The following is a 26043-nucleotide window of genomic DNA, read 5'->3' on the forward strand; positions in this document are numbered from 1 at the left end:
GGCGCAGCATGACACGCCCGGCAACCGGATCATTCCAGCGCGGCGACCGCAGCGGCCAGATGCCTTGCGGCAGATGCGGCCGACTCGCCATGCGGCAAGACGCCCAGGCATGGCGCCGGCATCAGGTCCCGCAGCGTCGCCAGGTTGTCTTCGACGGCTTCCATCGCCGGATCGATGCGGTTGCCGACCCAGCCGAGCAGCCGGCAGCCGTCCGCAGCGATCGCCCGCGCGCTGAGCAGCGCGTGGTTCAGGCACCCCAACCGCAGACCGACCACCAGGATCACCGGCAGCTGCCACGCCCGGGCCAGGGCGGACGCCATCAGCCCGGGGGCCAAAGGAACCAGCCAGCCGCCGACGCCCTCCACCACCACCGGGGCGTGACGCGCGCGCAACTGCTCGAAGGCCGCGGTGAGCGGCGGCAGCGTTACCGTCACGCCATCGCGTGCCGCCGCCAGGTGCGGTGACAGCGACGCCCGCAGACTGACCGGATTGATCGCCGCATACGGCACATCGGCCGGCCCTGCCGCCTGCAGCGCCAGTGCGTCCTCGTTGCGCAGTCCCCCGGGCGTCTCCTCGCAGCCACTGGCGACCGGCTTCATGCCGACCGCATCGCGCCCCGCCGCGCGCAACGCATGCAGCAGGGCGCACGACACGTGGGTCTTGCCGATGCCGGTGTCGGTGCCGGCAATGAACAGGCGGTCATGCGTGGACATGGCGGGAATCCTCGATCGAAGCAGCCGAGCATGGTCTCCGCGCCGGCCGCGCCAGGCAAGCCGGCGCGCCCGGAAATGGCCGGCCGTAAACGCAGTGGCGAAACCACAGAACGGCGCATAATAAGCGGCCCCCATCCGCTGGACCGCCCATGTTCCACGTTGCCTCCCATCCGCACGCCGGCAAACGCGAGCTTTACGCCGAAGTGGCCGAGCTCGCGGAGGGCCTGCTGGCCGGCGAACCCGATCTGATCGCCAACGCCGCCAATTTCAGCGCCCTGCTGTTCCACAGCCTGCCCGATCTCAACTGGGCCGGCTTCTACTTCTTCGACGGCACCGAGCTGGTGGTCGGACCGTTCCAGGGCAAGCCGGCCTGCATCCGCATCGCGCTGGGACGGGGCGTATGCGGCACGGCGGCGCAGACGCGGCAGACCCAGCTGGTGGTCGACGTGCATGCGTTCGAGGGCCACATCGCCTGCGACGCCGCATCGAACTCCGAGATCGTGGTGCCACTGGTGAAGGCGGACGGCACCCTGCTCGGCGTGTGGGACGTGGACAGCCCGCTCAGCGGCCGCTTCGACGACGAGGATCGCGCCGGCATGGAGGCGCTGTGCGCGCTGTTCATGCAAGCCGTCGACGCCTGAGCACCCGGCCGGGCATCAGCGCTCGCGCGGCGTCCGCAGCAGCTCGACCACGCGTGTGCGCGCCTCTTCCACACCGGTACCGGCGGTGGAGGAGAACACCTGCGCGGTGGCGTGCAGGCCATCGCGAAAGCTCTTGCGCATCGCCGCCAGCGCCTGCGTCGCCTGTCCACGCGACAACTTGTCGGCCTTGGTCAGCAGCAGATGGCACGGCAGCCCGGTGGTGAAGCAGAACTCCAGCATCATCCGGTCGAACTCCTTCAGCGGATGGCGGATATCGGCGATCAGCACCACGCCGCGCAGGCTGGCGCGGTGGTGCAGGTAGGCGTCGATCTCCAGCTTCCAGTGCTCGCGCAGCTCCTCCGGCACCTTGGCGTAGCCGTAGCCCGGCAGGTCGATCAGCCGCGCCTCCAGCGGCGGCTCGCCCTCGCCCTGCGCCAGCGGCGGTAGCGCGAACGACACCATCTGCTGGGTACGGCCAGGTGTCTTGGAGGTGCGGGCCAGGCCGCGGTGACCGGTCAACGCGTTGAGTGCACTGGACTTGCCGGCGTTGGAGCGGCCGGCGAACGCCACCTCGGCCCCCTGGTCGGCAGGCAGTTGACGGAAACGATGGGCGGCGAGCGTGAACTGCGCGCCCTGGAGCGGATTAGGGGACATGGGAGCGGTTTGACCGGTCAGGGTGCCACGGGGATAATCCTGCAGTTTCTGCCTGTCGCGCGCGAGGCGCGGCTGGCTTGGCGGCAGTATCTGCAAGGTCTTTCGGGAGACAAGTGTATGAGTTTTCGGCTCGCCGATTTTCGGCACGCTGTGCTTGGGGCGACTGCTGCCCTCATATTCGCGCTGTCTGCCAGTGCGGTGACCGCCCAGGAAGCCAAGCCCGCCACTGCGGCGAGCGCCGCTCCGGCAGCGGCCAGCGCCCCGGCCTCCGCTCCGGCGGCCAGCGCCGAGGTGAAGCCCGGTGACGCCACTGCGGGCCAGGGCAAGGCCGCCGTCTGCGGCGCCTGCCACGGCATGGACGGCAACTCCGCCGATCCGCAATACCCGAAGCTGGCCGGCCAGCACGAGTCGTACATCGCGCGCCAGCTGACCAGCTTCAAGGCGGGCAAGCGCCAGAACCCGATCATGCTCGGCATGGCCACGCCGCTGTCCGAGCAGGACATGCACGACATCGGCGCCTACTTCGCGTCCCAGACCGTGCGTCCGGGCGTCGCCGACGATGCGGTGGTCAAGCAGGGCGAGACGCTGTATCGCGAGGGCGATCCAACCCGCGGCATTCCCGCCTGCATGGCCTGCCACCTGATCGACGGCCGCGGCAACCCCGGCGCGATCTACCCGCAGCTCGCCGGCCAGCACTCGCAGTACGTCGAGGCCACGCTGAAGTCCTGGCACGACGGCACTGTCTGGGGTACCGACGCCCACGCGCAGATCATGCCGGCGATCGCGAAGAAGCTCGATGCCAAGGACATCACGGCGCTGGCCAGCTACATCGAGGGCCTGCACCCTGTAGATGCCGGCGACACGGCAGCCACCTCGGCTCCGTGATCCCCGTCACGCCGACCCCCGGGTCGGCGTGATCGTTTCCAGCTCGCGATTTTTTGCGCCCCGCTGTTGATCAGAAGGACATCCCCATGCTGAAGCGTCTGCCGTTCCTGTGTACCGCCCTGCTCGCCCTGGCTGCCTGCGGCCATTCCAACGACAGCAGCACGCCGGCGACCTCCTCCGCTCCCGCGCCGACCGCGGCGCCTGCCACCTCGGCACCGGCGACGACACCGGCCACCACCGGCAGCGCAGCAGCGACCCCGGCACCCGCGGCCAGCGCGCCCGCCTCCGCCGCCACTACGGCTGCCGCGCCTGCCGCTCCGGCGAAAGCCAGCGCTTTCGTCGAGGATCCGAAGTGGGTGGAAGGCAAGAGCTACTTCCGCATCGAGCCGGCGCAGCCGAAGGTCTCCAACACCGACAAGATCGAGGTGGCCGAGGTGTTCTCCTATGCCTGCCCCTCGTGCAATGCCTTTCACCCGATGGTCGACCAGCTGGCCAAGAGCCTGCCCTCCGATGCGGTGATGGCCTACCTGCCGGTATCGTTCATGCCGCAGGAGAACTTCCCGATGTTCCAGCGCGCGTTCCTCACCGCGCAGGCGCTGGGCGTGGCCGACAAGGCCAATGACGCGATGTACGACGCGGTATGGAAGACCAAGGAGCTCAGCTCCGAGAGCGCCAGCGGCCAGGGCCTGAAGCCGATGTCCGAGCTGCCCACGCTGGCGGATGCGGCGAAGTTCTACGCGAAGTACGGCGCCGACCCGAAGGAATTCCTGGCAGTGGCCAACTCCTTCAGCATCAACACCCAGGTCAAGCGCGCCGACGAGCTGGTGAAGGCCTACGGCGTGGAAGGCACGCCGACCATCGTGATCGACGGCAAGTACCGCATCGACCTGCGCGCCGCCGGCGGCTACGCGCAGATGGTCGAACTGGCGAAGTACCTGGTGGCCAAGGAAGCGGCTGGCAAGTAAGTCCTACGTGGCACCTTTCGCGCCCGGCGCGGTCTTGCCTGTTCCTGTTCCGTTGCGGAGTCCTTCCATGCTCAAGCACCTTTCCCGTGTCCGACTGTTCGCCCTGGTCGGCGGCCTGCTGCTGGCCACCGCCTGCTCGGCCGGGTCGGGCCAGGATCCGTCGGCGCCGTACACCGACGGCGTCGAGTACGCCACGATCCCCGGCCCGGCGCAGCGCTACAGCCCGGAGGGCAAGGTCGAAGTGGTCGAGGTGTTCTCCTACGGCTGCATCCACTGCGACCACTTCGCCCCCTATGCCGAGAAGCTGCGCCAGGCGCTGCCCAAGGGCGTGGTGTTCAAGCTGGTGCCGGCGCCGTTCAGCGCCGAATGGCTGCCGTTCGCGCGCGCCTTCTACGCGGCGAAGAAGCTGGGCGTGGTCGACAAGACCCACCTGGAGCTTTTCAAGGAGAAGTTCGACCAGCACTACCCGATGAACACACTGGACGAACTGGCCGACTTCTACGCCCGCGAGGGTGTGAACCGCGATGAGTTCCTGCGCATCGCGACGTCGGATGCGGTCACGCAGCAGATGAAGAGCGACCTGGCGCTGATCCAGAAATGGGGCGTCACCGGCACGCCGACCATCGTGGTGGATGGCAAGTACCGCAGCGCCGACGTGCACAACTACGACCAGCTGGTGGCCCTCACCCAGTGGCTGGCCAAGCGCGAACTGTCCGCCAAGTAGGCATGAATCGCGGCAGCCGCCGAACGGCTGCCGCGGCGTTCACGCGGCGCGCGGCATGCTGTCGCCCGTTTTCCCTGCCGCCGCGATGCCCGACCCCGCCATGACCGGATCCGCCCCTCCTGCTCCCGAGCGTCGCCTGCGGCTGCTCAGCTGCAACATCCTCGCGGGCGGCAGCGTGCAGAAGTACCGTGAATACGTCACCCGCAGCATCAATGCGGTGCTGCCCGGCCGCAGCAAGCTGGACAACCTCGACCGCCTCGCCGAACTGCTGCCGCAGTTCGACGTGATCGGCCTGCAGGAAGCCGACGCAGGCAGCCTGCGATCGGGCTTCCTCAACCAGACGCGCTACCTCGCCGAGACCGCCGGCATGCCGTTCTGGAGCCACCAGCCGAACCGTCCGGTGGCCAAGCTCGCGCATTCGGCCAACGGACTGATCAGCCGGATGGAGCCGCACAGCGTCTACGACTACCCGCTGCCCAGCCGCATCCCCGGTCGCGGCGCCATGCTGGCGCGCTTCGGCGAAGGCGACGATGCGCTCGCCGTGATGATCGCGCATCTCTCGCTCAGCGCCCCGGCCCGTGCCAGGCAGTTGGCCTTCATCGGCGAACTGCTGGCCGATTTCCCGCACGCGGTGCTGATGGGCGACCTCAACACCGAGGCACACAGCACGGAAATGCAGCACCTGTTCGCCAAGTGCCGTCTGCAGCCACCGGAGCAGCCAACGCCCACCTTCCCCAGCTGGAAGCCGCGGCGGGCGCTCGACCACATTCTCACCTCCGCCGACATCCACCTCGACAAGGTCTGGACGCTGCCGCAGGCGTTCTCCGACCACCTGCCCATCGCCGCCGAGGTGCGTCTGCCCGCGCATGTGGCGCCTCGGCTGCAGAGGGTGCGACGCTGATGCGCGGCCAGCGGAGTCGGGCCGCCCTCGCCTGGATCGTCGTCCTGCTGGCCGGCGCGATCGCCGCTGCGCTGCGCTACGGCCTGGTCGAACCGCCCGGACTGGGCGACCGATGTGCCGCCGGCGGCCCGGCGGCGCCGGCCTGGTGCGGCTTGCGCGACCTGGTCGTACAGGGCTTCCTGCATGATGTTTACGGTGCAGCGGCGCTCCTCGCGGCAGCTCTCGCCCTGCTGTACCGGCGCCGCTGGAGTGCGGCCCTCGCCGCTTCGCTGGGCCTGCTGGCGATCGAGCTCTACTGCTACGAGAGTGGCGCGCTGGCCCTGCTGGTCGGCGCCCTGCTACTGGTGCGGGTGAACGATCCGGCGTGGGCGGCCGAACCAGCCCGGCGCGGCCAGCAGGATGTTCAGAGCGAACCATAACCAGGCCACTGGACTGAGCCCCAGCTCCTGCACCAGCACCACCGCCCCGAGCACCAGCAGCAGCATTCCCAGGAACCGTTCCTCGCGCGTGGACGGGGCCTGCGCCGCACGACCGAGCAGCGCAAGCAGGGCGTAGCCCACCGCGGGCAGGGCAAACAGGCCAAGCGGAAAGTCGCGATAGCGGCCGTCGAACACCAGCAGCAGGCCGTAATAAGCCAGCGCGAACAACCAGCCGAAGCGCAGATGCGCGCCCGCTGGTAGCGCCGTCGCGCCGGCCAGCCATGCCGCCAGTGCACGGGCCAGCACCAGTGCGGTGCCCAGCGCCAGCAGACAGGCGCCGAGGCTGACCGCCCACTCCCACCAGGGACCACAGGCATAGATCATCTGCCTTACCTGCCACGCCAGCGCCGTGCCGGATCCGAGCCCCGCGCCGGTCAGGGCCAGCCAGCCCCGCCCCCCGCGCCAGTTGCGCCTCGAGCCGCCGACCATGACGAACAGTCCGGCCATCGCCAGCCCCGCCAGAGGGCCCAGCCACCAGCGCGGGATCTCGGTCACCGGCCCCTGCATCGGAAATTTCGGCCGTGCGTGGGCGTCGAAGATGCCCCAGTAGCCGCCGACCGTGCCTTCCTGCTCGCGCTTCCAGGCCTGGTCGAAAGCCTCGATCACGTTGTACGGCATCTGCACCGTGGCGGCATAGCGCAGGAATTCGCGCAGGTAACGCGCCTCGTTGACCAGGCTCGCCGTGGCCGCCTCGCGAGGCCGGCCGGCACTGGGCCAGCCGGTTTCGCCGATCATCACCGGCTTGCCGGGAAACGCCGCGCGCACCCGTGCATACACGTCGGCCACATGCTGCACGGCACGCTCCGGCGGTACCGGATCGTCCTCCCAGTAAGGCAGCACGTGGATAGTGATGTAGTCGACCGAGCTGGCCAGTTCCGGATGGCGCAGCCAGAACTCCCACACATCGGCATAGGTCACCGGCACGGCCGGCGGAAGTACCGCCCGCGCCTGGCGCAGGTAGCCGGCCAGCGCCGCGGACGACTGCTCGCCGCGCAGCAGCACCTCGTTGCCGACGATGACCCCGCGCAACACCTCCGGATGGGCTCGTGCCGCAGCCGCGGCCAGGGCGATCTCCCGTTCGTTGGCCGCGGGATCGCGACCGATCCATACGCCCAGCAGCACCTTCATGCCGTAGCGCCCGGCGATCGCCGGCACGGCATCCAGGCCCTGGCCTTCGGAATAGGTGCGCACGCAGTCGAAGCGGCGCGACAGCGCCCGCAGGTCGGCATCGATCTGCTGCGGCGAGATGAAGGTCGCCGGGTCATACGGCGTCTGCCCCTCGCGGCGATACGGCGAGTAGGACACGCAGGCGATGCGCGCGGACGGCGCATCCGGCAGCGCCACCGGCCGACCGGCCGCCCACCACCACCACAGGCCCATCGCGGCGGCGAGCCAGAGCCCCAGCCAGACCGGCCAGTGCGGGCGCGTCGAAGACGTGGTCGCGGAGGTCATGACGATCCGGGAGAGGGGCGAGCGCGCGAGTGTATCAGCGCCATGCACGCGCTCATCGCGAGTGCCCCGTCACGCTGTTGGCTGCCGTTGGCAAGCGCTCCACTACACTCGAAACGTTGCACGCAGGAGATCCAATGCACGCCGCCCGTCCCCCGTCGCGCCCGTTCCGCCTCGTTCCCCGCCTTGCCGCCCTGATCCTGCTCCTCGCCGCCGCCGGGAGCAGCGATGCGGCACCGAATGCCGACACCGAACGCGAGGCGTTCAAGCAGGCTTATGCGACTGCCCAGCTCGGCGGCGATGCCTGGCGCGCGCAGGCACGGGGACTGCAACAGTACGTGCTGTACCCCTATCTCGAAGCGGCTGCCCTCGAGCATGACCTGCAACAGCTCGACACCGCCCGCGTGCAGGACTACCTCAAGCGCTACCCCGGCCTGATTCCCGCCGACGACCTGCGCCGCGCCTACCTTGGCGAACTGGCGCGCCGGCAGGACTGGACCGGCTTCATGGCGCTGTACCGGGACGGCCTGGGCGACGCCCTGGCCTGCGACGAGCTGCAGGCGCGGATGGCGCAGGGGCATCGCCTGGACTTCGACAAGGACCTCGCCGCGCTGTGGCAGAAAGCCTCGCTGCCGAATGCCTGCGAGCCGGTGTTGCAGGCCGCGCACGATGGCGGCCTGCTCACGCCGACCCGGCTATGGGCGCGGATCGATCGCGCGGTGGCGGCGGGCGCCGGCGGCACCATCGCATCGCTGGCGGCCTGGCTGCCGCCGCGTGATGCCACCGCGGCACAACGCCTTGCGCTGGCCCTGCGCGACCCTGCCACGGCGGTGAAGGAAGCCATGCACTGGCCGGACACGCCACGTCATCGCGAGGCGGCGGCGCTGGCCCTGCGCCGGTTGGCGCGGCGCGATACCAACGCGGCCGATGCCGGCTGGCTGCATCTGCAGCGGCGCTTCCATTTCAGCCAGTCGCAACGCGACGACGTGCTGGCCACCCTGGCCCTGTTCCACGCCACCGACTTCGACGAGCACTCGCTGCAGCGACTGCGCGAGCTGCCGGTCGATGCACAGACCGACGCCACCCGCGAGTGGCGCGTGCGCGTGGCATTGGCCCGGCAGGACTGGCGCGCGGTGCTGCAGGCGATCGACGCGCTGGCGCCGGACCAGCGCCAGGATGGCGAATGGGACTACTTCAAGGCGCGCGCGCTGGCTGCGCTGGGACACACCCGCCAGGCCGATGCCCTGTACGCGGAGCTGGCCTCCGAGCCGACCTATTTCGGCTTTCTCGCTGCCGACCGCAGCAACAGCCCCTACGCGATCTGTCCGGATTCGATCGGTGACGACCCGGCGATCGCCCGCAGCCTGCTCGCCGAGCCCGGCATGCAGCGCGCGTTCGAGCTGTACGCCGTGGGCCTGCCCCGCGATGCGCGCCGCGAATGGGCGCGCGCGCTGGCCGGCAGCAGCGTGGCGACCCGGCGCGAAGCGGCCCTGCTGGCCAACCAGCGAGGCTGGTACGACCGTGCGGTGTTCACCTTCTCCAGCGGCGACGCGCTGCGCCTTTACGACCTGCGCTTCCCGCTGGCGCGCCAGGACCACATGGTCGAGCAGGCCTCGCAGGCCGGTATCGATCCGGCCTGGGCGTATGCAATCGCCCGCGCCGAGAGCGCGTGGATGAGCGACGCCCGCTCCGGTGCCGACGCGCGGGGCCTGATGCAACTGCTGCCGGCCACCGGCGCGCAGGTCGCCCGCGACTACGGCCTGCCCTGGGCCGGCGGCGATTCGCTGTACGACCCGACGACCAACGTGCAGCTGGGCACGCGCTACCTCGCACAGATGGCGCAACGCTTCAACGGCGCCCCCTGGCTGGCCAGCGCGGCCTACAACGCCGGCCCGGTGAAGGTCGACCAGTGGCTGGACCAGCGCGGCACGCTGCCGCCGGATCTGTTCACCGCCACCATTCCGTACAAGGAGACCCGTGAGTACGTGGCGCGGGTGATGGCATTCAGCGTGATCTACGACTGGCGACTGACCGGTCGCGCGGTACCGCTGGATGCGCGGATGACGCCGATCGGCCAGGCTTACGTACCGCCCGGCCCCGGTACGGTGCGCAAACCGGTCAGTTGTCCGGCCACCGCGACGGCGGAGTCGCCGGCCGATGGCGCCACGGTCGCGACACCGCCCAGCCCCGGCTCATCCTGATCATTCGAGGAACTCCCGCATGACCGTCCAGGCCCTTGTCGTTCTCGGAGGCACCGGCTTCGTCGGCAGCCACCTGCTTCCCCGGCTCGCCCGTGACGGTCACCGCATCACCGTGCTGACGCGCAATCGGGAACAGCACCGTGCGCTCGCCGTGACGCCGGGCGTGCGACTGGTGAATGCCGACGTGCACGATATGGACCGATTGCGGGCCGCGTTCGCCGGTGCCGATGCGGTCATCAACCTGGTCGGCATCCTCAACAGCCAGGGGCGCCAGACCTTCCAGCGCGTGCACGTGGAACTGACCGGCAAGGTAATCGAAGCCTGCCGTGCGGCCGGCGTGGCACGCCTGCATCAGATGAGCTCGCTCAAGGCGGGCCAGGGGCTGAGCGAGTACCTGAAGACCCGCGGCGAAGCCGAGGCGCGGGTGCGCCAGTCCGGGCTGGACTGGACGATCTACCAGCCCAGCGTGATCTTCGGCGACGGCGACGGCCTGGTCGGTCGCTTCGCGAAGATCCTGAAGATGACGCCGGTGCTGCCGCTGGCCCGCGTGCAGGCGAAGATGGCGCCCACCTGGGTCGGCGACGTGGTCGAGGCGATCGCGCGCTGCGTCGCCGGCGAAGCGCCGTCGTACCCGCGCAGCTTCGAACTGTACGGACCGGAAGTGCTCACGCTGGGTGCGATTGTCGCCGCCATCCGCGATGCGGCCGGCCTGCACACACGGATACTGCCGCTGCCGGATGCGCTGGGCCGGCTGCAGGCGCAGGTGGCCGAGCTGCTGCCGGGCAAGCCGTTCTCGCTGGACAATTTCCGTTCGCTGCGCACCGACTCGGTCGGCAAGACCGATGGCTACGCCGCGCTGGGCATCGTGCCGCAGCCGTTCACGCCCTGGCTGCCGCGACTGGTCGGCGGCCTGCCGCGGCAGCGGCGGCTGGACGCTGCCCGCCGCCACGCGCGCTGAGCACCGCCGCGCTCAGGGCGTGACGGTGGCGGTTTCGGCCTTGCCCGCCGGCGCGCGGTCGAGCAGCTGGTGCAGCTTGAGCCAGACGCCGTTGGTCCAGCCGAAGCCGATCACGTTCTCGGTGTAGCCGGCGGTGATCCGCACGTCGGCGTTGCCGCTGACCATGTTGTATTTCTCGCGGATGGTGCCGTCGGCGGCGAGGCTGCGATCCACCGTGCCGGCGAACTTCGCGGCGATGCGCCGCGCGTCGTCGTGAAAGCCGTAGTCGTCCAGCCCCTTCACCGCCAGCCAGTTGGTCGGTGCCCAGCCAAACGGCTGGTCCCACTGCGCGCCGCTGGCGTCTCCGCTCATCGCCAGGCCGCCCTTGCGCTCGAACAGCGCCAGGTGATCGCGTACCGACTTCGCCTGCGCCGGCGTCGCCAGCCCGGCCCACAGCGGATAGAAGGTGGTCAGGTAAGGATCGTCCGAAGGCTGGCCGGTCGTGGTGTCGTAGTCCATGAACAGGCCGCGGTCGGCCCGCCACAGGTACTTGTTCATCGCCGCCTTGCGCTGCGCCGCCAGCGCAGCCCAGTGTGCCGCCTCGGCCGGCTTGCCCAGCCGCAGCGCGAAATCGTGCAGGTCACGCTCGTAGCGGTACAGCAGGCTGTTGAGACCCACCGCGGCGTAGTGGTGGGTGGCGGCACCGTAGGGACCGAAGTGGAAATTGGTGTCGAAGCCGGATTCGCGCATCGCGCGGTCGCCGGCGTAGTAGTCGGCGCTGAGGCGGTAGCCGTCGGCCCAGGCGTCGGCACAGACGGGCGAAGCGGCAAGATCGCAGCTGCGGGTCTTCAGGCGCGTCGCTTCGGTCGCATCCGGATGCTCCGGCGCCCTCACCAGGTAGCCGTGGTTCTTCGCCGGATGCTTCTCCAGGTAGCGGATCACGCCCTTCAGGTAGTCGGCGTTGCGCATCTCCAGCACCGGACCGGCGCCGAGATCCATGTAGCGCGCCAGGCCGGTGTCGCCGGCCTGATGCGGTTTGCCCAGCCAGATCGCGTGGTCCTTCACCGCCAGCGGATAGGCCTTGCGCAGCCAGGCGGTGGCGGCATCCGCATCGGGGAAGCTGGCCGGGTCGTCGATTACCGCACGCATCATCTCGCCGAGGAACGGCGGCTGCGAACGGCTGAAGTAGTAGCTGCGGTTGGCATTGAGCACGCCGCCGTAGTGGTCGATCTCGTAGAGGAAGTTGTCGACCATGCCGCGCGCCAGGTCCGCATGGTGATCGGCAACCAGGCCCAGCACGATGAAGTAGCTGTCCCAGCCGTACATCTCGTTGAACATGCCGCCCGGCACCACGTAGGGATGCGGCAGGTACAGCAGGCCCTGCACCGGCAGCGTGCGCGCGTCGATCTGGCCCAGCGCGGTGACCACCCGCGGCAGGCGGCGCACGTCGACCTTGCAACGGTGCCGGGTAGCCTCGAGCGAGGGAGGCATCGGCACGTCGGCCGGCAGGTACAACACCGGCTCGGTGGCCACCTTCGGATCGACCAGCGACGCACAGTCGTCGGTGGCCCGGGTCAGCGTAGTCCAGGCCTTGTCGATATAGGCGCGGGTCGCGGCCGGATCGGCCTGGGCGGCGGCGACGGCGGTGCTGGCCAGCAGCAGCATCGCGGCGAGGACGGGGCGGAGACTGCGACGCTTCACGGCGTTCCCTCGGGCGGCGGACGGATCGCACGAGGATAACCCCCGACGTCCGGCGATGCCGTTGCGGGGGCGTGAAGGAACGTCATGGCAGAATGTCCGGATGCGTATCTATCTCGTCGGCGGCGCCGTCCGCGACCAGCTGCTCGGTCGGCCCGTGGTCGATCGCGACCATGTCGTGGTCGGCGCGCAGCCGGACGAGCTTCTTGCGCTCGGCTATCGGGCCGTCGGCAAGGACTTCCCTGTCTTCCTGCACCCGGACAGCGGCGAGGAGTACGCACTGGCGCGCACCGAACGAAAGACCGGCCGCGGCTACCACGGCTTCGCCTTCCACGCCGACCCGACGGTGACACTGGAAGAAGATCTGGCCCGGCGCGACCTCACCATCAACGCCATCGCGCAGGACGAGAGCGGCGCCCTGGTCGACCCCTACGGCGGCAGGCAGGACATCGAAGCGCGCGTGCTGCGCCACGTCTCGCTGGCGTTCGTCGAGGATCCGGTGCGCCTGCTGCGCGTGGCGCGCTTCGCTGCGCGCTTCGCACCACTCGGCTTCACCGTGGCCACCGAGACGATGGCGCTGATGCGCCAGATGGTGGCGAGCGGCGAGGTGGACCATCTGGTGCCCGAGCGCGTGTGGGCCGAGACCCGGCGCGCGTTGGCCGAAGCGCGGCCGTCGGCATTTCTGCGCGTGCTGCGCGAGAGCGGCGCGCTGGCGGTCCTGTTTCCCGAGGTGGACGCGCTCTATGGCGTGCCGCAGCGCCCCGAGTTCCATCCGGAGGTCGACACCGGCACCCACATGGAGCTGGTGCTCGACGCGGCCGCCGCGATCGCGACCGGCGACGATCTGGTCGGCTACTGCGCGCTCTGTCACGACCTGGGCAAGGCGCTCACACCGGCCGATGTGCTGCCACGGCACATCGGCCATGAGCACGCCGGCGTACCGCTCGTGCGCGCGCTCTCGGCCAGGCTGAAGGTACCGACCGAACACGCCACGCTCGCCGAACACGTCTGCCGCGAGCACCTCAACGCGCACAGGGCACTGGAGCTCAAGCCAGCGACGGTGCTCAAGCTGCTCACCGCGCTGGACGCCCTGCGCCGACCGGAGCGGCTGGAGACCTTCCTGGCCGCCTGCTGGGCCGACAAGCGCGGGCGACTGGGGCATGAAGACGATCCGTATCCCGCCGGCGATTACCTGCGCCAGGCCCGTGCGGCAGCCGCGGCGGTGACTGCCGCCCCCTTCGTCGACGATGGTCTGCGCGGCCCGGCCGTTGGCGCCGCGATGGATGCCGCGCGCATCAGTGCCATTGGCGATGTGAAACAATATAACAATTGACCTTTCGCGCCGATGCCAACGCCTTCGCGCTGGTGCGGCGATCCATGTTCCGGAGTCGCCTGTGTCCCTGAGCCATCCCTCCTCCTCGCCCTTGCGCCAGCGCCTGCGCCCGCTGGGCTGGCTGGCCGCCACGTATCTGGTGATCGGCGTGATCACGCGCATCGCGCTGCTGGTGATGACCGGCAAGGGCGTGAGCCCGAACCCGCTCAACTACCTCTACGCCTTCGGTGTCGGCGCGATCGCCGACCTGGTGACCTTCGTCTACGTGGCGTGGCCGCTGGTGCTGTTCCTGTGGATCGTGCCGACCGACCGGCCGCGCGTGCGCGGCCTGGCCGGCTGGCTCGGCTGGATCGCCGCCCTGCTGGCCGGCTTCGGCTTGTGCTGGGGCCTGCTGTACCTGAAGTGGCAGGCCAGCCTGCACGAGGTGTGGCCACTGGCGATCCTGGCGATCTACCTGCTGCCGCTGCCCGCACTGGCCTACAACCGGCGCAGCGGCCGCGGCTACCTGTACGGATTGGCCCTGGCGATGCTGTTCGGCCTGATGTTCGTGGGCGCGTCCGAGCTGGTGTTCTGGAACGAGTTCGGTGTGCGCTTCAACTTCATCGCGGTGGACTACCTCGTCTACACCACCGAGGTGATCGGCAACATCCGCGAGTCCTACCCGATCGGTACCTGGCTGGCCCTGCTGGCCGTCGGCGCGGTGCTGGTGCTGTGGCTGACCCGGCGACGCGTGTGGCGCCGCGACGAAGGCTCGCGCTTCGGCGCGCGCAGCATGCTGGCGCTGGCCTGGCTGGTGCTGAGCGTGCTGGTCACCGCCGGCTTCTCCGCCGACATGAAGGACCGCACCGACAACAATTACGTCAACGAGCTGGCCGGCAACGGCATCTTCCAGTTCTTCGCCGCGTTCCGCTCCAGCCACCTCGACTACGCCAAGTTCTACCGCACGCTGCCGCAGGACGAGGCCTATGCGCGCGTGCGCAAGCTGCTGAAGACGCCGGAAGCCACCTACCTCAACGACAGCCCGCACGATCTCACCCGCGAGATCCGCCACAGCGGCCCGGAAGAGCATCTCAACGTCGTGCTGATCAGCGTGGAAAGCCTGTCGGCAGACTACCTGGGGGTGTTCGGCAACAAGCAGCACCTCACGCCGCAGCTCGATGCGCTGTCCCGGCAGAGCATGTTCTTCGAGAACGCCTACGCCAACGGCACCCGCACCGTGCGCGGGCTGGAGGCGCTTTCGCTGTCGATCCCGCCGACCCCGGGCGATTCGGTGATCAAGATGAAGGGCAACGAGAACCTGTTCTCGCTGGCCGACATCTTCAACGACCGGGGCTACGTGTCGGAGTTCGTCTACGGTGGCTACGGCTACTTCGACAACATGAACTACTTCTTCAGCCACAACGGCTACCTGGCGGTGGACCGCAAGGACTACCCGAAGGGCGCCGTCATCCACCACGAGAACGTCTGGGGCGTGTCCGACGAGGACCTGTACACCATGGCGCTGGCGCAGATGGACCGGATCCACGCGCAGGGCAAGCCGTTCTTCCTGCACATCATGACCACCTCCAACCACCGGCCATACACTTTCCCGGCCGGGCGCGTGGACTTCCCGCAGGGCTCGCGTTCCGGCGCGGTGGCCTACACCGACTGGGCGATCGGCGACTTCCTCAAGCGCGCCAGGGAAAAGCCGTACTTCAAGGACACCGTGTTCGTGATTACCGCCGACCACGACGCGGCCAGCGCCGGCAAGGCCAGCATCCCGATCAACCGCTACCACATCCCGCTGTACATCTACTCGCCGGCGCACATCCCGCCGCAGAAGGTCGAGCGCCTCACCTCGCAGATCGACGTGCCGCCGACCCTGCTGGGCCTGCTGCACTTCAGCTACCGCAGCCGCTTCTTCGGCTACGACGTGTTCCAGCTGGAACCCGGCCGCGAGCGCGCCTTCCCGGCCACCTACGAGAAGCTCGGCTACCTGCGCCATGGCTTGCTGACCGCGCTGGAACCCGGCCGCAAGATGGAGCAACTGGTGCCGGACTTCGCCACCGGCGACGCCACCCCGGCGCACCCGGTCGACCAGGCCCTGGTGGACGAGGCGATCGCCTACTACCAGGTGGCCGCGAACCTGTTCAAGCACGGCGAACTGGCGCGGCGTCCCGAGGACAGCACGCCGGTGGCCCCGCTGCCACCGACCCAGGCAGCGAGCGGCGATATGCCGACGGCAGCCGGTACGGCCGGCCCTCCCGCCAGCGCCTCAAGCGCGCCGGCGGGCCACTGACCAGGCTTCGACCCGGGCCAGCACCCGGGCCAGCGGCGTGCGCAGCAGCAGACAGGCCACGCCGATGCCCACGGCATCGGCGAGCACGTCGAAGGCATCGGCGTCGCGCGGTGGGTCCAGCCACTGCGCGAACTCGATGAAGACGCCGAACGCGAGACATCCGAGCGCCGCCCCGGGCCCGCGCGCCGCGCGAGGCGTAGACGTTCCCCCACCAGCCCATCAGACCGGTGAAGGTGACCGCGTGCAGCACCTTGTCGCCTTCCGGCACCGCCAGCGTGATGCCGGGGTCGGGGCGCAACGCCATCCACAGCGTCCAGGCCATGATCGCCAGGCCCAGCGCGACCCAGCGGCGATGCCAGCGCAGGTGCGCGGGGCCTTCGGTCACAGTCGCGCCGCCGGACGCTCGCCGACCAGGTCCTCGTCGATGGGCAGTGGATCGAGGCCGCGCGCGAACAGCATCGCCTGGAAGCGCTCGCCCATCTGCTCGGGTAGGGTCAGCCGCTTCACCTGCTGGGCCAACCGGTAGCGCGCAGCCTCGTCGGGTGCGGCGGCGAATGCCGCTTCGAACGCCAGCGGCAGGCCCGACGCCATCAGGAAGGCGGACTGCGGCAGATAGTTCACCAGCGTGAAGCCGGCCCGCTCGCCCGCCTCGGCCAGCGCGGTGAAGTCGACCGATGCGGTGAGGTCGTTGAGCCCCGGCAGGTACAGCGGGTCGGCATGGGCGCGGTGGCGATAGTGCGCCATCAGCGTGCCGTCGCGCCTTCCAGGCAGGTAGTACTCGCGGCGGGCGAAGCCGTAGTCGACCAGCAGCATCGCCCCGGCTTCCAGCGGGCCGGCGATCGCCGCGATCCACGCGGCGAGCTGCGGCAGCAGCTCCGAGCGATAGCCGTCGGCGAACGGGGCGCCGAGCTCGTGCTCCAGCGCGCGCACGGCCTGTTCGGTGCCCCCGTTGGCCGGCCGGTCCTCGCGCACCAGCCGGCCATCGGCATCGACGGCGACGACCTCCTCGAAGACCGCCCCGTCGCGGATCGCAAAACGCACCACCGGCAGCGCGTCGACCACTTCGTTGGCGAACAGCACACCGCGCCACGCTGCGGACGGCGGCCGGTCCAGCCACTGCACGCGCGCGACGACGTCAGCGGGCAATGCCGCGGACAGGCGTTCGCGCTGGCGCTCGCGCAGATCGGCGCTCGGTTCAAGGATCAGGTAGTGACGGGGCAGCGCATCGGCCTCGTCCATCGCCCGCAGGGCGACCTCGGCGAACGCGCCACTGCCGCCGCCCAGCTCGAGGAAGTCGGCCGCGTCGCCGGACGCGGCCAGCACCGGGGCCATCGCCTGCACCACGCAGCGGGCGAACAGCTCGCCCAGCTCGGGTGCCGTGGTGAAGTCGCCGGCCGCCCCGAACTTGGTGGTGCCTGCGCTGTAGTAGCCCAGCCCGGGAGCGTAGAGGCAGCGCTCCATGTAGCGCTCGAACGGCATCGGGCCATGCGCGGCGATCTCGTCACGCAGCATCGCGACGAGGCGCCCGGAGTGCGCGCGTTCGTCGGCGGAAGGTTCGGGGAGTCGGTCCTGCATGGGCGCGTCGTCGGCTGGCGGAGCGCGCAAGGATACCGGGTCGATCGGGCCGGGCCGTGGCGACGAAGGGTTCCGGGCCGGACCCTGCCCAAGGGGAGGGACGGGACAGGGCCGGCCGGAACGGATCGCGGCGAGGGGTGCGCCGCGACCATCTGGCGCCCCGCTCCGGGAGTGGCGGGGCAGCCGGACCGCGTCAGAAGTCCTTCTGCAGCGTCAGGTACAGGCCGCGTCGCGGACCGAACTGCGGCGCACCCACGCCGATGCCGCTGCCATCACGCAGCTCGTAGGTACGGTCGAGCGCGTTGATCAGGGCCAACTGGGTGTGCAGCTTGCCGGTGCTGGCGAGGTTGAAGTCGTGCGACACGCTCAGATTGAGCTGGAAGTAGGCCGGCAGCGAGGCGCCGTTCGGCACGGCACCATCCTTGCGCAGGCCGCTGCCGAACAGGTAGTTGGCGCCGACCTGGGTGTCGTCGCCTAGGGCGTAGCTCACGCCGCCGGACGAGGAGTACGCCTGGTCGTGGTCGAGGAAGATCCAGTGGTCGGCGACGTAGGCCAGGTCGTCCGGTGCGAAGTTGTACTGGCTGGTGATCACGTGCGTGCCCATGGCGCGGCTGGCCGCAAGGTTGAAGTACGCACTGAGCGGACCGTTGTCGTAGTTGGCGGTGAACTCCACGCCCTTGATGCGGCCCTTGGCGTAGTTGAAGGTCGAGTACACCAGCGCGGCACCGAACTGGCCTTCGTCCTGCAGGCGCTGCACCTTGCGGTAGTACGCGTCCAGGCCCAGCGTGAGGTGGGCGCCGACGTTCTGCGAGATGCCTGCGTCGAAGTAGTCGGCGCGCTCGGACAGCGGCGTGTTGTCGCCGTTGTCGGGCAACTGGTTGGTGGTGCCGTTGAACTTGGCGATGTTGGCGGTGGTGATCGCCTCGGTCGCCGGTGGCGTGAAGTAGCGCGCGTAGCCGGCGTGCAGCACGGTCGAGTCGGTGGCCTGGTAGACCGCGCCCAGTCGCGGGCTGAGCTGGCTCTCGGTGCGGAAGGCCTTGTACTGGTCGCCGCGCAGGCCGTAGTTCACCGTCAGCCTGTCACCGATGCTCCACTCGTCCTGCACGTAGGCCGACCAGGTCTTGGCGGTGATGCGGTTGCCGTCGAGGATGTTGATCGGCGTCGTGCTGGCCTGATTGCCGCTGGCATCGGCCGGGAACACCCACGCGTTGTTGCTGCTGGGCGCCCGCTCGAAGCTGCCGTACACGCCGTAGCGCAGGGTGTGGTGGTCACCCAGCGGGGTGGAGAAGTCGGCCTGCAGGGTGCTGGCGCGGTTGCTGCGGTCGATGGTCGAGGCGACGCCGTTGAACATCAGATCGCCGATCAGGTCCGGCGTGAAATCGAGGCTGGAATAGCGCTGGCCCAGCGCCACCTGGTAGTCGGTTTCGCCCAGCTTGCCCTGCAGCGACAGCACGCCGAAGCGGGTGGTTTCGCGCTGGCGCTCGTTGAGGTTGGCGGAGTTGAAATCGGTCTGGGTGAGGTAGCCGAAGCTCGGCTGCTGGTCCGGGTTGTTCGGGATCTGGAAACGGCTGTTGGCCGCGCCGAACATGAAGCTCAGGCGGGTGTCGTCGTTGATCAGGTAGGAGACGTCGCCGAACGCCTTCACCTGGTGGGTGTGGTCGTGGAGCGGCTTGCGGCTGGCCGTGGGATTCTCCACGCCGACATCGCTCTCCAGATAGTTCGCGGTGAGGAACCAGCTCCAGCGGTCCTTGCTGCCCCATACCGAGGCATTCGGGTTGAGCGTGCCGAACGAGCCGCCGGTGACACCGACACTGCCGCCATTGCCCAGGTCGTGGCCGTTGCGGGTGGTGATGTCGACCACCGCGGCCGTGCGCAGGCCGTACTGCGCCGGCAGCGCGCCATCGAGCAGCTTCACGTTCTCGATGGTGCGCGTGTCCAGCGTCTGGCCGAAGCCGGAAATCGACTCGGGGATGATCACCCCGTTGATGCGGTACTGCAGGTTGGCGTGGTCGCCACGCACATGCAGTCCACCGTAGGAATCCTGCACCACGCCCGGCGCCTGCAGCACCACCTGGTTCAGTGGCGTGGCCGCGCCCAGCGGCAGCTGGGCGATCGCCTTCCGGTCGATCACGTACTGGCTGGAGCCGGTATCCGGCGACAGGGCGTTGCGCGCCTGGTCGAGCGCGGCGCTCACGTCCACCGAGCCGAGCTGCTTGACCTGGACCGGCTGGTTGCGGGCCGCCGGCGTGTTCGATGGCGCGTCATCCGGCGCAGCAGGGGCATCGGCGGCAAAGGCGGAAGATGCGCCCAGGGCGCAGGCAAGGCTGAGGGCAAGCAGGCGAGGAGTCATGAAACGTCCAGTGAGCGGGGAAAGGGAGCGGCTTCGCATTATTGATACGTTATAACATTGCCAATTGCAGTGAAAGCCTCACACCCCCGAAAGTCATGTTCCGGGCAAGATCGTTGGCAACGCTTCATCGGCCGGTGCCGACACTTGCGTCCCGCCTGAAGCCCGAGGAGGCACCATGAACCCGCCCGACCGCTCGCTGCCGGTGCCCTACCAGCCCGGCGCCCACGACCGGGTCACCCAGGCCTTGCTCGACTTCGTCAGTCGCATTCCGGCGGCCGGGGTCGGGCCAAGCGCCGACCCGCTCGCCGACGCGCGTGCGCTCGGTCAACGAGCGGCGCGCCGTGCCGCGGTCACTGCCGGTTCGCTGGCCCTGCCGCCGGGACCGCTGGGCTGGATGACCGTGCTGCCGGAACTGATTGCGATCTGGCGGATCCAGGCGCAGATGGTCAGTGACATCGCCGCCAGCTTCGGCAAGCAGGCCTCGCTCGGGCGCGAGCAGATGCTGTGGTGCCTGTTCCGCCATACCGCCGCGCAGGCCTTCCGCGACCTGGTGGTGCGCATGGGCGACCGCCTGCTGTTCCGCCGCGTCACCTACACCGTGGTCGAGCGCATCGCCAAGCAGGTCGGCGTGAAGGTGGGGCAGCGCGCGGTCGGCGCCGGCGTGTCGCGCTGGCTGCCGGTGGTCGGCGCAGTCGGCGTCGGCGCGTACGCCTACTACGACACCCGCCAGGTGGCGGCGACGGCGATCGCGCTGTTCGCCGCCGATGTGGGCTTCGTCGATGGGACGGACGCGGGCGAGGCCGCGACCACGACCCGATGAACTGTCACGCGGTTTGCGGCAAGCTGGAGCGATCCAGCTGAGCGGAAGCGCCCATGAGTTCCACCCATCCCCGTCCGGTCGCCCTGATCACCGGCAGCGGTCGCCGCGTAGGTGCGGTGATCGCCCGCACCCTGCATGCCGCCGGCTACGACCTGGTGCTGCACTACCGCCACTCGGCCGACGCGGCCGAGGCGCTGGCCGCCGAACTCGGGCAGCAGCGCGAGCAGAGCGTGCAACTGGTGCATGCCGAGCTGGCGGCGCTGGACATGCTGCCCGAGCTGGTCACCGCCGCACTGTCCCGGTTCGGCCGGCTCGACGCGCTGGTGAACAACGCGTCGGCGTTCTATCCGACGCCGGTCGGCAGTGCCACGCCGGCGCAGTGGGACGAGTTGTTCGCTTCCAACGCACAGGCGCCGTTCTTCCTCGCCCAGGCCGCCACGCCGGCGCTGCGCCAGGCCGGTGGCGCCATCGTCAACCTGGTGGACATCTACGCCGAACGGCCGCTGGCCGACCATCCGGTGTACTGCATGGCCAAGGCCGCGCTGCTGGCCATGACCCGCTCGCTGGCGCTGGATCTGGGCCCGCAGGTGCGGGTGAACGCGGTAGCGCCGGGCGCGGTGATGTGGCCCAGCGAAGGCAAGGCCTACGACGACAAGCGGGCCATGCTCGAACGCACGCCGCTCAAGCGCGCCGGCACGCCGGAGGACGTCGCCAGCGCCGTGTTGTGGCTGCTGCGCGACGCCCCGTTCGTGACCGGTCAGGTGATCCGTATCGACGGCGGACGCACGCTGTCGGTGTGAGCCTCAGCCCTTAGGGCGGAACGCCTGCTCCAGCAGCGCCGGCGGGAAGCCCGCGCCGGCCTCGCCCTCTTCGGCATAGCGATACAACGCTGCCGCGTAGACGCCCTGCAGCGAGGACTGCACCAGCGCCAGAACGATGAAGGCCGACACCACGATGGCAACCGCGGTCACCCCCGCGACGATCGACTGCGTGGCGAACGCCCCGACCACCAGTGCCACCGAAACCAGCGCCAGCAGGAAGCCGATCAGCCCGAACACCACGCTGAGCCCGGCGTTGCCGATCAGGTTCTCGCCCCAGGTGCGACGCAGCAGCTCGACGCTGCGCTTGACCGCATCGACCGGACCGACGCCTTCGCCGGCCAGCACCGGCACCACCAGGAAGGTGGCCACGGTCCAGGCCAGACCGATCAAGCCGACGATGAAGCGTCCGATCAGGCCCAGCCGTTCCTGCACCATGCGCAGCAGCAGGCCCACCGTGGCCGCGATCAGGGCATAGCCGAAGATCGCCCCGATGCGCGAACCGGCCAGCGCCAGACCCTCACTCACGCTGGCTTCCTCGCCGCGCAGGCGCTTCAGCGCCACCCCGGCCAGCGCCGTGTTAAAGAAGAAGATCACGAAGTACTGCACCAGGTAGAACCCGAACAGCAGTGTCCACGAGGCCGTCGAAAGACCGTGCCTGTAATGCACGCCGAGCCGCTCGCCCTCCATCGTCATGCTGGCCACCGGAATCAAGAAACTGGCCATCACGACCAGGCTGCAGATGCCCGACAGCAGCGGAAAGACCAGCAGCGACTTGTCCGAGCGCAACACCCCGGCGCTCGCCTTCATCAGTGCCCAGCTACGCGCGAACTTGCCCATGGCTTCCCTCCCCCGTGATGAAGGCGCCATTGTGCCGCAGCCGCAGCCGCGGCGGGATGCCAGCCTCAGGCCAGCGGTTCGACGGTCATCGGCGCCGTGTCGGCCGGGAACGCCGCCCACAGTTCGGCCATCGAGCGGCCGGAGACCGGATGCACGAAGTCCGGCGCGATGTCGGCGATCGGCCTGAGTACGAAGGCGTGCTTCAGCTCGTCGCGGGGCACCTGCAGGTGCTCCGTCCCTTCGGTCACCAGCTGGTCGTAGAACACGATGTCCACATCCAGCGTGCGGTCGGAGTAGCGGGGCACGTCGCGCCGACGACCATGGCGATTTTCCAGCGCATGCAGCCAGTCGTTCAGCGCCTGTGGCGGCAGGTCGGTGTCCAGCCCCACGGCCAGATTGACGAAATCCGGCCCCTCGAAACCCACCGATTTCGTGCGATAGGCCGGCGAGACGGCCAGCGCGCCGAAGCGCGCGCGCAGCTCGTCCAGCGCGGCGGGCAGATAACGCTGCGGCTCGACGTTGGAACCCAGGCTCAGGTAGACACGGGCCATGGTCAGTCCCGGGCCCGGGCGGCGGACGCACCGGCGCCAGGCGAGAAGCCCGCCAGCGCCGCGCGCAGGTCGTGGCCGGTGGGTGGCTGGTACAGCGCCAGACCGAATTCCGGCAGCAGCGCGTACAGGTGGTCGAAGATGTCGCTCTGGATGCCCTCGTAGGCCGTCCAGTCGGTGGTGTTGGTGAAGCAGTACAGCTCCAGCGGGATGCCCTGCGCGTCGCTGGCCAGCTGGCGCACCATGCAGGTCATCTGGTGATGGATCCGCGGGTGCTCCTTCAGGTACGCGCCGACATAGGCGCGGAAAGAGCCGAGGTTGGTCAGCCGGCGCCGGTTCACCGCCTGCTCGCCGGCCTCGCCGAGGCTGCGGTTCCACTCCGCCAGCTCGGTGTGCTTGGCGCCCAGGTACTCGCGCAGCAGGCGGAAACGGCCCAGTCGTTCCAGCCCCGCGGCATCGAGGAAGTGCACCGTGGCCGCGTCGACCAGCAACGCGCGCTTGATCCGCCGCCCGCCCGACTCGGCCATGCCGCGCCAGTTCTGGTAGCTCTCCGAGATCAGCTTCCAGGTCGGGATGGTGACGATGGTGCGGTCGAAATTGCGCACCTTCACCGTGTACAGCGTGATGTCGATGACGTCGCCGTCGGCGCCCGCGCCGGGCATGGTGATCCAGTCGCCGACCCGCAGCATGTCGTTGGAGGCGAGCTGGATGCCGGCGACAAAGCCCAGGATGGTGTCCTTGAACACCAGGATCAGCACCGCCGACATCGCGCCCAGGCCGGACAGCAGCAGGCCGATCTTCTTGTCGGTGACCGCGCCGATGATCACCAGCGTGCCGATGATGAACAGCAGCAGCTTGCCCAGCTGGACCACGCCCTTGATCGGGCGCTGCGAACTGCCCGGCGTCGCGCGGTACATGGTCTCCATGGCGGTGAGCGAGGCGCTCAGTGCCAGCACCAGGAACAGCACCATCAGCCCCAGCGCCACGTTGCCGCCCAGGCGCCCCAGCGTCGGCGGCAGGTCGGGCACCAGCGGCAGACCGAACTGCACCACCACGGTCGGCACCAGCCGCGCCACCCAGCGGAACACGCCGGCGCGGAACAATTCGTCGTCCCATTTCCACACCGTGCGCACCGCCATGGTGCGCACCACGCGGAACAGGATCAGTCGCGCCAGCAGGCCCGCCAGCCAGGCCACGACGAGCAACGCCACGACGCCGATCGCGGTGTGCATCCAGGGCGCACGCGCCCACTCAGGCAGGGAATCCAAACGCATCTCCTCGGGCATCCCGCGACGCCGGGGATACGGACACGCCGGCGCCGGCTCGGTGGCGGGGAACACGCGTCGACCCGTCGGGGGCCGCGCGGCGGGCGCCTATGGTACCAGCGAGCGCTACTGCGGCCGGACCCCGCGCTCGATGCGCACGCCGACCGCCTTCGCGCCGCGCACCGCGCCGGGCTTGGACAGCTTCAGCCGCACCCAGGCCACGCCGAACTCCTCGCGGATGATCGCCGCGCAGCGCTCGGCCAGGGTCTCGACCAGGCCGAAGCTGGACTCGCCGACAAAGGCCATCAGCCGCTTGGAGACGTCCTTGTAGTTGAGCGTGTCGGCGATGTCGTCGCTGGCCGCGGGGCGGGTGTTGTCGAACGCCATCTCGATGTCGAACGACAGCGTCTGGCGCACCCGCCGCTCCCAGTCATAGATGCCGATGACGGTGTCGATGCGCAGGTCTTCGATGAAAACGATATCCATCGCGTAAGCGTCCGGTACGTCGCCCCGCGATGCAAGCCATCCCCGTGTAAGAGCGCACCCTGTGCGCGATGGCCGCCAGTCTCTTTATCAGGGGCCGGGGCCGTCGCGCACAGGGTGCGCTCCTACGGGGTTGCCGGCGGCAGGCTCTCCAGGTCCCAGCGCGGGAACACCTGCACGGTGGCGTCCTGGTGCTGGCCGTGGGCCAGCCGGATCGCCCCGGCCAGCGCGATCATCGCGCCGTTGTCGGTGCAGAACTGCAGGCGCGGGAAATAGGTGCGGAAGCCGTCCTTGTCGCCGGCGGCGGCCAGCTCGGCGCGCAGCCGGCGGTTGGCGCCGACGCCGCCGGCGATCACCAGCCGCGCGGCGCCGGTGGCTTCCAGCGCGCGCCGGCACTTGATCACCAGCGTGTCGACGATCGCCTCCTCGAACGCCAGCGCGATGTCGGCGCGGGTCTGCTCGCTCTGGTCGCTGCCCTGCCAGGCCAGCAGCACCTGGGTCTTCAGGCCGGAGAAGCTGAAGTCCAGCCCCGGCCGGTCGGTCATCGGCCGCGAGAAGCGGAACCTGCCCGGCTGCCCCTGCCCGGCCAGCGCGGCCAGTGCCGGGCCGCCGGGATACGGCAGGCCCATCAGCTTGGCGGTCTTGTCGAAGGCCTCGCCGGCGGCGTCGTCCAGGGTGTCGCCGAGGATCCGGTAATGGCCGATGCCGGCCACCTCGACCAGCATCGAATGACCGCCGGAGACCAGCAGGGCCACGAACGGCGGTTCGGGCGGATCGGCCTCCAGCAGCGGGGCCAGCAGGTGACCCTCCATGTGGTGAACCCCGATCGCCGGCACGCCCAGCGCCCAGGCCATCGCCCGCGCCGCCGAGGCGCCGACCAGCAGGGCACCAGCCAGGCCGGGACCGGCGGTATAGGCCACGCCGCCGAGATCCTGCGGGGTCAGTCCGGCCTCGGCCAGGGTCTCGCGCACCAGCGGCAGCAGCTTGCGCACGTGGTCGCGGCTGGCCAGCTCCGGCACCACACCGCCGTAGTCGGCATGCAGCTTGATCTGGCTGTACAGGGTGTGGGCCAGCAGGCCCTCGCCGGGCGCCTCCGGCTGCCAGCGCAGCAGGGCCACGCCGGTCTCGTCGCAGGAGGTCTCGATGCCGAGCACCGGGCCGGTGACGGCGGACCCCGTCGCCACCTTTGAAAATTCTGTGGTACCCACGTTATACTTCGCGGCTCGCCCGATCAGACGGGCAGATTACCACCCGGAGATTCCATGCCCAACGTTAAAGTTCGCGAGAACGAGCCGTTCGAGCTTGCTCTGCGCCGTTTCAAGCGTACCTGCGAAAAGGCCGGTGTGCTTGCCGAAACCCGCAAGCGCGAGTTCTATGAAAAGCCGACCCAGGAGCGCAAGCGCAAGCGCGCTGCCGCGGTGAAGCGTCACCTGCGCCGCCTGTCGCGCGACACGACGCGCCGTACCCGGCTGTACTGAGTCAAGGC

General features: G+C 69.6%; 24 protein-coding genes. 13 read left to right on the top strand and 11 right to left on the bottom strand.

Annotation, left to right across the window (positions count from 1 at the left end; translation table 11 throughout):
• Positions 1–29 precede the first annotated feature (29 nt).
• A complete protein-coding gene (bioD, locus tag ATSB10_RS12365) occupies positions 30–713 on the bottom strand; it encodes a dethiobiotin synthase (protein WP_063673095.1) in 684 nt (227 codons plus the stop codon).
• Positions 714–862: 149 nt separating this feature from the next.
• Here bioD and ATSB10_RS12370 point away from each other — a divergent pair, with 149 nt between their 5' ends.
• The gene (locus ATSB10_RS12370; RefSeq protein WP_063673096.1) at positions 863–1354 is read left to right on the top strand and encodes a GAF domain-containing protein; all 492 of its coding nucleotides are present in this window, start codon (positions 863–865) and stop codon (positions 1352–1354) included.
• A 15-nt stretch (positions 1355–1369) separates the two neighbouring features.
• Here ATSB10_RS12370 and yihA read toward each other — a convergent pair whose 3' ends face one another.
• On the bottom strand, positions 1370–2008 hold the full coding sequence (gene yihA, locus ATSB10_RS12375) for a ribosome biogenesis GTP-binding protein YihA/YsxC (RefSeq protein ID WP_063674479.1): 639 nt from the start codon (positions 2006–2008) through the stop codon (positions 1370–1372).
• A 117-nt stretch (positions 2009–2125) separates the two neighbouring features.
• On the opposite strand from yihA, the gene ATSB10_RS12380 reads away from it, so the two are divergent.
• From ATSB10_RS12380 to ATSB10_RS12400, 5 genes are all read left to right on the top strand, one after another.
• A complete protein-coding gene (locus ATSB10_RS12380; protein WP_063673097.1) occupies positions 2126–2893 on the top strand; it encodes a c-type cytochrome in 768 nt (255 codons plus the stop codon).
• Between the two features lie 86 nt (positions 2894–2979).
• A complete protein-coding gene (locus tag ATSB10_RS12385; RefSeq protein ID WP_063673098.1) occupies positions 2980–3858 on the top strand; it encodes a thiol:disulfide interchange protein DsbA/DsbL in 879 nt (292 codons plus the stop codon).
• A gap of 67 nt (positions 3859–3925) precedes the next feature.
• Positions 3926–4582 carry a thiol:disulfide interchange protein DsbA/DsbL gene (locus ATSB10_RS12390; RefSeq protein WP_063673099.1) on the top strand — a complete coding sequence of 219 codons (657 nt, stop codon included), beginning with the start codon at positions 3926–3928 and terminating at the stop codon, positions 4580–4582.
• Between the two features lie 100 nt (positions 4583–4682).
• Positions 4683–5483, top strand: coding sequence for an endonuclease/exonuclease/phosphatase family protein (locus ATSB10_RS12395; RefSeq protein WP_063674480.1), 801 nt, complete (start codon positions 4683–4685; stop codon positions 5481–5483).
• Positions 5483–5902 carry a hypothetical protein gene (locus ATSB10_RS12400; RefSeq protein ID WP_063673100.1) on the top strand — a complete coding sequence of 140 codons (420 nt, stop codon included), beginning with the start codon at positions 5483–5485 and terminating at the stop codon, positions 5900–5902. The genes ATSB10_RS12395 and ATSB10_RS12400 overlap by 1 nt, the downstream gene beginning before the upstream one ends.
• Here the strand turns inward: ATSB10_RS12400 and ATSB10_RS12405 are convergent.
• Positions 5822–7414, bottom strand: coding sequence for a glycoside hydrolase family 17 protein (locus ATSB10_RS12405; RefSeq protein ID WP_063673101.1), 1593 nt, complete (start codon positions 7412–7414; stop codon positions 5822–5824). The genes ATSB10_RS12400 and ATSB10_RS12405 overlap by 81 nt on opposite strands.
• Positions 7415–7548: 134 nt before the next feature.
• Here ATSB10_RS12405 and ATSB10_RS12410 point away from each other — a divergent pair, with 134 nt between their 5' ends.
• Both ATSB10_RS12410 and ATSB10_RS12415 read left to right on the top strand, forming a co-directional pair.
• Positions 7549–9612, top strand: a complete 2064-nt coding sequence (locus ATSB10_RS12410) for a transglycosylase SLT domain-containing protein (RefSeq protein WP_063673102.1) — start codon at positions 7549–7551, stop codon at positions 9610–9612.
• Positions 9613–9631: 19 nt separating this feature from the next.
• Positions 9632–10570: a complex I NDUFA9 subunit family protein gene (locus tag ATSB10_RS12415; RefSeq protein WP_063673103.1), complete on the top strand. Its 939-nt coding sequence runs from the start codon at positions 9632–9634 to the stop codon at positions 10568–10570.
• A gap of 12 nt (positions 10571–10582) precedes the next feature.
• Here the strand turns inward: ATSB10_RS12415 and ATSB10_RS12420 are convergent, their stop codons facing one another.
• Complete coding sequence (locus tag ATSB10_RS12420) at positions 10583–12250, bottom strand: trehalase family glycosidase (protein ID WP_083966206.1); 1668 nt, start codon at positions 12248–12250, stop codon at positions 10583–10585.
• Between the two features lie 100 nt (positions 12251–12350).
• Here ATSB10_RS12420 and ATSB10_RS12425 point away from each other — a divergent pair, with 100 nt between their 5' ends.
• Entirely contained in the window at positions 12351–13580 is a 1230-nt protein-coding gene (locus ATSB10_RS12425; protein WP_063673105.1) for a multifunctional CCA addition/repair protein, read from the top strand.
• Between the two features lie 61 nt (positions 13581–13641).
• Complete coding sequence (locus ATSB10_RS12430) at positions 13642–15858, top strand: LTA synthase family protein (RefSeq protein WP_063673106.1); 2217 nt, start codon at positions 13642–13644, stop codon at positions 15856–15858.
• 381 nt (positions 15859–16239) lie between these two features.
• Here the strand turns inward: ATSB10_RS12430 and ATSB10_RS12440 are convergent, their stop codons facing one another.
• Both ATSB10_RS12440 and ATSB10_RS12445 read right to left on the bottom strand, forming a co-directional pair.
• Complete coding sequence (locus tag ATSB10_RS12440; RefSeq protein ID WP_063673107.1) at positions 16240–17433, bottom strand: class I SAM-dependent methyltransferase; 1194 nt, start codon at positions 17431–17433, stop codon at positions 16240–16242.
• 193 nt (positions 17434–17626) lie between these two features.
• Entirely contained in the window at positions 17627–19783 is a 2157-nt protein-coding gene (locus tag ATSB10_RS12445) for a TonB-dependent receptor (protein ID WP_063673108.1), read from the bottom strand.
• 175 nt (positions 19784–19958) lie between these two features.
• Here ATSB10_RS12445 and ATSB10_RS12450 point away from each other — a divergent pair, with 175 nt between their 5' ends.
• Together ATSB10_RS12450 and ATSB10_RS12455 are read left to right on the top strand one after the other, a co-directional pair.
• A complete protein-coding gene (locus ATSB10_RS12450) occupies positions 19959–20603 on the top strand; it encodes a hypothetical protein (RefSeq protein WP_063673109.1) in 645 nt (214 codons plus the stop codon).
• A 53-nt stretch (positions 20604–20656) separates the two neighbouring features.
• Positions 20657–21403 carry a pteridine reductase gene (locus ATSB10_RS12455; RefSeq protein WP_063673110.1) on the top strand — a complete coding sequence of 249 codons (747 nt, stop codon included), beginning with the start codon at positions 20657–20659 and terminating at the stop codon, positions 21401–21403.
• 3 nt (positions 21404–21406) lie between these two features.
• Here the strand turns inward: ATSB10_RS12455 and ATSB10_RS12460 are convergent, their stop codons facing one another.
• The 5 genes from ATSB10_RS12460 to tsaD form a co-directional block, all read right to left on the bottom strand.
• Positions 21407–22261, bottom strand: a complete 855-nt coding sequence (locus ATSB10_RS12460) for a DUF6159 family protein (protein WP_063673111.1) — start codon at positions 22259–22261, stop codon at positions 21407–21409.
• A 65-nt stretch (positions 22262–22326) separates the two neighbouring features.
• Positions 22327–22812 (bottom strand): 2-amino-4-hydroxy-6-hydroxymethyldihydropteridine diphosphokinase, encoded by a 486-nt coding sequence (folK, locus tag ATSB10_RS12465; RefSeq protein ID WP_063673112.1) that lies wholly within the window; start codon positions 22810–22812, stop codon positions 22327–22329.
• A 2-nt stretch (positions 22813–22814) separates the two neighbouring features.
• Positions 22815–24083, bottom strand: coding sequence for a mechanosensitive ion channel domain-containing protein (locus ATSB10_RS12470; RefSeq protein ID WP_063674481.1), 1269 nt, complete (start codon positions 24081–24083; stop codon positions 22815–22817).
• Positions 24084–24200: 117 nt separating this feature from the next.
• Positions 24201–24560: a dihydroneopterin aldolase gene (gene folB / locus ATSB10_RS12475; protein WP_063673113.1), complete on the bottom strand. Its 360-nt coding sequence runs from the start codon at positions 24558–24560 to the stop codon at positions 24201–24203.
• Positions 24561–24682: 122 nt separating this feature from the next.
• The gene (tsaD, locus tag ATSB10_RS12480; protein ID WP_236886419.1) at positions 24683–25741 is read right to left on the bottom strand and encodes a tRNA (adenosine(37)-N6)-threonylcarbamoyltransferase complex transferase subunit TsaD; all 1059 of its coding nucleotides are present in this window, start codon (positions 25739–25741) and stop codon (positions 24683–24685) included.
• A 78-nt stretch (positions 25742–25819) separates the two neighbouring features.
• Between tsaD and rpsU the strand changes: the two genes are divergently transcribed.
• Positions 25820–26035 carry a 30S ribosomal protein S21 gene (rpsU, locus tag ATSB10_RS12485; RefSeq protein ID WP_017463750.1) on the top strand — a complete coding sequence of 72 codons (216 nt, stop codon included), beginning with the start codon at positions 25820–25822 and terminating at the stop codon, positions 26033–26035.
• Positions 26036–26043: the final 8 nt, after the last annotated feature.

Origin of the sequence: Dyella thiooxydans, assembly GCF_001641285.1 — a bacterium.
Classification (GTDB): Bacteria; Pseudomonadota; Gammaproteobacteria; order Xanthomonadales; family Rhodanobacteraceae; genus Dyella_A; species Dyella_A thiooxydans.